A 5923-nucleotide genomic window follows, 5' to 3' on the forward strand; every position below is an offset into this window, starting at 1 on the left:
AAAAGCTCAAAGCCTTCCTCCTGCCCCGCCGTCATTACGCTTGCCTCTCGCAACTCAAGCAAGCCCTTTTGCATGCCTTAGGTCTACTGGGGGCTGTAGAGGTAAAAATCTGATGTGGAGATACTTAGCAGCGCTGGTGTGGGTACTGGTGGCCTGTGGGGGCAGTCCTCAGGCAGGCCAAAACGGGGTGTGGGACAACTCGAGGTGGGACTCGGCGAACTGGCAGTAGGGAGGCTAATATGAAAGGTCGGAACATCTTCTATTTCTCTTTAGGTGCAGTACTGGTGGCAGCGGGTTTGTACGGGCTGTCGGTGGGCAACCTGACCAACTTCACCGCCGGAACCCCCATCCGGGCCAGCGAGGTGAACACCAACTTCAGCGTTCTGCGCTCGGCCATCGAAGCCTTGGAGGCCCCGGTAGACACTGCTCGGCTGGCCGACCGCGCCGTGAGTGCTGCCAAGATGGCCGACCAGGGTTGCCCTGCCGGGCAGGCGCTGGGTGGCTATAGCAACGGTAACCCGACCTGTGTGGCCGTACAGGGCGGGGCAGGTCTGACCGAGGTGGCGCGGGACGGTACGCTGACCGGCAATGGAACCGCCGCCAACCCGCTGAGCTTGGCGAATAATGCCGTCGCGACGGCAAAGCTGGTCAACGGGGCGGTTACCACCGGGAAGCTGGCCGAAGAAGCCATCACCTCGGGAAAAATCGCCAAGCTACCGCTGACCCTGGAATCAACAGGCGCACCCCAGCTCGAGGTGCGCGAAACCAGCCCGGGGCAGTTCAGCCAGCTCCGCCTGAGCGTGCAGGGCAGCCCCAACTTCTGGGAAATCGCGGCCCGCGAAGTACTCCACATCTACCGCCAGGGCAGCGGCAATCTGGTCACCATCCAGACCAACGGCGACATGAACCTGACCGGTGATATTTCCCAGCCCCGCACCGCGGACGGCACAGTCAAGGCCTCGGCCCTAATCCATTGCGGAGCCTCACCCAGCGTAGCCCGGTCGTTTAACCAGGTGACCGGAACCATCACTGTGGAGGGGGGGGGGACGGCGGGGCGGTGCATATTGGATTTAGGCTTTGACATTAGTGACCGCTTCTGGCAGGTAAGCAGTTACAAAGTGTCAGGAACCACAGGCCTTGACCCCCAGATTGTGAACTGTGAATTTAGCGCTGGAGCAGGCAACAACAAACTGACCTGTAATGTGCGAAGCATCACCACCGGGAACCTCCAGTCAGGGTCGTTCATGATCACGGTGTTTTAGGGGGCTGGGGTGAAAGGATTTCTGATCGTGATCACCCTCGGGCTGGCCTTCGGGCTGGCCCAGGGGGTGCCGCTGCAAAGCGGCAAGCAGTACACCGCGGGCACGCGGGTCAGCTCGCCCTGGACGGGGGTCTCGTTTGTGGTGCCGCCGGGATACCAAGGCGGCTACAGCCCCGAGGCCGAGGGCTTTGTGATGAGCAGTGCGAAAAAGGACTACCTGGCGGTCTATGCCTTATCAGAGGCGGCCCCGGAGGCGTTTGCCGAGTACCTGCTCGAGGCCCTGACCCAGCAAGGGATGCAGCTAGAGCTCAAGGGGGAGCCCAAGCAAACCCAATCCACCCTTAGCGCTCAGGCCCTCGCTCGCACCGCGCAGGGGCCGCTAAGCTTCTACTTCAGCGCCAAACAAGGCCCGGCAGGCAACCTGCTGGCGGTGGTGGGGCTGGCCGCTCCCAAGGACGAAGCCGCCCTCAAAAAAGTGGCGGATGGGCTTTTAGCCTCAGCGCAGCTTGCAACCCCCCAGGCCGAGGCCTGGAAGCGCGAGCTGGGCGGGGTGCTGCTGACCCTCAAGAGCCGCAACAGCGCCTGGAGCCGCGACCCCAACCCCAGCCGCAGCGCCAGCTTTAGCTCCAATACCAAGGAGACTTACGTATTCTGCTCCAACGGACAGTACGCCTTCAACACCAAGACCGAGCGCTTCCTGAGCAATCCTGCGGGCTATATCGAGTCCACCGACACCGACGGGCACTCGGGGACGTGGAACCTGATCGCCAACATCATCGGCACACCCATTCTGTACCTCGAGGCCAGCAATGGCAAAAGCTTCGAGTACGTCTTGCGTGTACCCCAACAGGGCAGCGTGGCTCTTGATGACCGTATTTACGCAGTGGGGTCAAGCGAGCAATGCAACTGAAGATTGGTTCAAGCTCCTGCAAAGGATAGTTCCGCCACCTCGACCATTGGAGAACCCACAATGCCCATCATGGGGTTCCACTCGAGCTCCGTCCCCAGCGCAGTAATCCTGGACAGCAGCTCCAGGAAGTTGCCCGCCACCGTAAAGTTTTCCACCGGGTAGGCCATCTCGCCCCCCTCCACCTTGAGGCCCAAAGCTTGCAGGCTGAACTCGCCCGAGATGGGGTTGGCCCCGGCGTGCAGGCCCATCAGGTCTGTTACCACAATGCCTTCATCCATTTTGACACCCTGGCCCGGCTGCACAAAAAGGTTGGTTGGTGCGATGCCCAGCACCCCTTTGTAGCTGCGGGCGGCATGGCCGGTGTTCTCCATGCCCATCTTCTGGGCGGTCTCGCTGTTGTGGGCAAAGGTTCGCAGGATGCCGTTTTCGATTAGCACCGTGCGCCGGGCCGCTGTCCCCTCGGCATCGAAAGGGCGCGAGGCCAGCCCGCCGGGCAGGGTGGGGTCATCGACCAGGGTAAAAATCTCCGAGGCCACCTTCTGCCCAATCTTTCCAGCGAGCAGGCTCTTGCCCTCCAGCACATTTTTGGCCGAGAGCAAAAACCAGCCCATCATCCCCAGGAGTTGCCCAAAGGCTTTGGGCTCGAAATAGGCTTTGTAGCGCCCGGTTTTGAGCGGGCGGGCCCCCAGCAGCCTGCCGGTTTTCTGCAGGAAGGCTTGCGCGGTACGGCCTGGCTCGAGGGCGTGGAACTCCTTGGAAAGCTCGTACTCGTATCCTTGCTTGAGGCTACCTTGCTCGCCCATGATCGCGCTGGTTAGAAGCAAGGCATAGCCGTTGCGAAAGGCTCCGGCAACCCCTCGTGTGGAACCCAGGGTGGCCTGGGTCTCGCTCTCGGAGTAGCGGGTCATCTGCACCTGCTTGACCCTGGGGTCGGCCCGCAAGTCTGCTTCTAATTCCAGGGCAGCCTGGCGCTTCTGCTCCAAGGGCGCCGAAAGCCCCTCACCCAGGAGGTCGTGGCGGCCCAGTTCACTGCCAGCCGGCAAGAACCCGCCCGTCTCCGACTGCAAGAGGGCGTTCTCGTGAGCCTCCTGGAGCACCCAGTCCAGGGCTTGTGGGGTGCGCTCCTCGCTGTAGGCGTAGCCGGTCTTGCCCTCCACCACCACCCGTACCCCTATACCCCCCTGGGTGGCCTGGGTAATCTCCTCCACCCTGCCGCCGTGGGCCTGAATGGTGAGTTCACGGGTGTGGGTGGCCAGCACCTCGGCCTCGAGGCCCAGCTTCCTGGCTTGTTGCAACAGGTAGTCTCTGGCTTCTTCAAAGGTCATTGGCATTCCTCCAGAATTCAGGGTTCAGGGCGCAGAGGTCAGGGGTCAGAGAAACCAGTCCCGAAACCCGGTTCAAGCTTGCCCTCCTACCACAATCTCCGAAATCAGCAAGTGGGGCTGGCCCACCTCCACCGGCAGGCTGCCCGAAAGCGAGCCGCACATACCGGGGCCCATCTCGAGGTCGTCCGATACCGCCACAATGCGCTTTATGCTCTCGGGGCCCTTGCCCACCAGCATGGCCCCCCGCACCGGCTCTTCAATCCGACCGTTGCGGATAATGTAGCCCTCCTTGACAGCAAAGTTGTACTCGCCCGAACCAGGCCGCACCTGCCCACCCCCCATGTCAGCGGCATATAGGCCGTACTCGATGCCCTCGAAGAGTTTCTCCCTGGGGGTACTGCCGGGGGCAATGTAGGTGTTTCGCATCCGGCTGGTAGGGGCAAAGGTGTAGTCCTGACGGCGGCCTGAGCCGGTGGGCCGGTAGCCGGTGAGCATTCCGCCCAGCCTGTCCACCATGTAGCTTTTCAGCACGCCGTTTTCGATCAGAACCGTGCGCTCGGTGGGCAGGCCCTCATCGTCGAACTCGGAAGAGCCCCAGCCGTGGGGGGTGGTGCCGTCGTCTATGTAGGTCACCACCTCGGAGGCCACCTTTTCCCCAAGCTTGTCGGAGAGCACGCTGGCCTTTTTGGCCACAGAAGTGGTTTCCAGCAGGTGCCCCAGGGCTTCGTGAAAAATCACCCCGCCAAAGCCATTGCCAATCACCACCGGCATACTGCCAGCCGGGGCCGGTTTGGCCCGCAGGTTGGTCAGGGCCTGCATACCGGCCTTGCGCCCGATCTCGGCAGGGGAATAGCGGTCGAAGAGCTCGAGGCCCACGCTAAGCCCCGGCCCCACCACCCCGGTCTGCATCCCGCTCTCGTCCTGGGCGATGGCGGTTACATAGAGGCGGGTTCGCACCCGGCGATCCTCGGCCCACTTTCCTTCGCTGTTCGCTACCAGGACTTCCTGCTCCCACTCCATCAGGTTGCTCTGCACCTGTTTGATCTGCGGGCTCACCTGCGCCCCCGCCTCGGCCTCGCGGATGCGCTCCAGGCGGTAACGCTTGTCCCTGGCCGTGAAGGGAATTGCGGGCGCGTGCAGACCCTGGGCCACCGCCTTGCGAAAGTCGAGGCCGCCTTGGCCCTGGGCGTCCACCTGCCCGGCGCTGCCCTTGAGCTTGACCAGGGTTTCGGTCAGCTCCACAAGGCTCTCGGGGCTAAGGTCGTTGGTGTAGGCATACACCACCTCGGTGCCGTAAAAAAGCCGCAACCCGGCCCCATACTCGATGCCGCTGGTGGCCTCCTTAACCTCACCCGAAAGCACCCGCAAAGCCCGCCGCCGCCAGCGCTCCACATAGAGTTCTGCAAAGTCGGCCCCACCCAGCCGAGCGCGGCGCAGCACATCACCCACCAGTATTTCGTCTAACACACAACCTCCTTGTTCCAAATAGCCTAACAGTTTAGGCCCCAGACCATACCCAACCCAGGTTGCATTTTTCGACCAGGCGTGAGCCAGCGCTGCCCACCCTGCACCTTTTTATGAAGCCCGCCCGCCAAAAACTCATCCTGCGCTTTGAAGCAGGCTTAAACTGAAGCTATTTTGAGGCTATATCTTCCCGTACTGCTCTTTTTGCTGCTGCTCTTTGGCGGGGTCAGGAGTCAAGACCTGCCCCCCGTTCGCATCGGCGACCAGCCGGGGTTTACCCGGGTGGTGCTGGATCTGCCCAATGGGGTCAGCTACCAGATTGAGCCCCTGGGGGCTGCGCTGCGCGTGACCCTGCCGGGCCTGCGTGTCACGCCGGGCATCCAGTTTGTGAATCAGCCCGAACTGGCCGGTTACGTATTGGAGCAGCACGAAGACAAAGCCGTGCTGCTCTTGCTCACCCCCCAGGGCGTTACCCCCCGCTCGGGTTATAAAACCATGACCCTGGCAGCCCTGGAGGGCGATGGGCAACGCTTGGTGATCGACCTCTCGGGCGCGTATGCCGACACCAGCCCGCTCGCCCCCAACCCCGCCTTCCGCTTTGTCAAAGCCAATGGACGGCGTTTTTCGGTGGTGGTGGATGCCGGGCACGGCGGGCCCGATCCAGGCGCCATGGGGCCGGTGGTGGAGAAGGCGGTGAACCTCGAGGTCGCCCTGCGGGTGCGCCGCCTGCTGCAAGAGGCCGGGGTGGAGGTCACCCTGACCCGCGAAAGCGATACCGCCTTTTCCCCCGACAAGCGTACCGACCTGGCCCAGCGCGTAGCTCTGGCCGAGGGCAAACACCTCTTTGTATCCATCCACGCCAACGCCACCGTACCGGCCCGCGCCGATGGTTGGTGCGGCCTCGAGGTCTACTACTATGGCCCCACGGGCGTCCGCCCCTTCTACCCGTCCCCGGCCCCCCTC

The 5923-nt window shown here is 62.8% G+C and carries 5 protein-coding genes; 3 read left to right on the top strand and 2 right to left on the bottom strand.

What is annotated here, in order from left to right:
- Positions 1 to 239 precede the first annotated feature (239 nt).
- Together Mhypo_RS17025 and Mhypo_RS17030 are read left to right on the top strand one after the other, a co-directional pair.
- Positions 240 to 1262 (top strand): hypothetical protein, encoded by a 1023-nt coding sequence (locus Mhypo_RS17025; RefSeq protein ID WP_119342434.1) that lies wholly within the window; start codon positions 240 to 242, stop codon positions 1260 to 1262.
- A gap of 9 nt (positions 1263 to 1271) precedes the next feature.
- A complete protein-coding gene (locus tag Mhypo_RS17030) occupies positions 1272 to 2171 on the top strand; it encodes a hypothetical protein (RefSeq protein WP_119342435.1) in 900 nt (299 codons plus the stop codon).
- Between the two features lie 8 nt (positions 2172 to 2179).
- Here Mhypo_RS17030 and Mhypo_RS17035 read toward each other — a convergent pair whose 3' ends face one another.
- Positions 2180 to 3496, bottom strand: a complete 1317-nt coding sequence (locus Mhypo_RS17035) for a TldD/PmbA family protein (protein ID WP_119342436.1) — start codon at positions 3494 to 3496, stop codon at positions 2180 to 2182.
- A 72-nt stretch (positions 3497 to 3568) separates the two neighbouring features.
- Positions 3569 to 4963 carry a TldD/PmbA family protein gene (locus Mhypo_RS17040; RefSeq protein WP_119342437.1) on the bottom strand — a complete coding sequence of 465 codons (1395 nt, stop codon included), beginning with the start codon at positions 4961 to 4963 and terminating at the stop codon, positions 3569 to 3571.
- A 171-nt stretch (positions 4964 to 5134) separates the two neighbouring features.
- On the opposite strand from Mhypo_RS17040, the gene Mhypo_RS17045 reads away from it, so the two are divergent.
- A partial coding sequence (locus tag Mhypo_RS17045) for an N-acetylmuramoyl-L-alanine amidase family protein (protein WP_240637344.1) occupies positions 5135 to 5923 on the top strand: 789 nt, incomplete at its 3' end.

The sequence above is a fragment of the Meiothermus hypogaeus genome, assembly GCF_003574035.1.
Classification (GTDB): domain Bacteria; phylum Deinococcota; class Deinococci; order Deinococcales; family Thermaceae; genus Meiothermus; species Meiothermus hypogaeus.

Coding starts and splice junctions, on each gene's coding strand:
- Mhypo_RS17025 (WP_119342434.1), top strand. CDS start 240: ATGAAAGGTCGGAACATCTTCTATTTCTCTTTAGGTGCAGTACTGGTG.
- Mhypo_RS17035 (WP_119342436.1), bottom strand. CDS start 3,496: ATGACCTTTGAAGAAGCCAGAGACTACCTGTTGCAACAAGCCAGGAAG.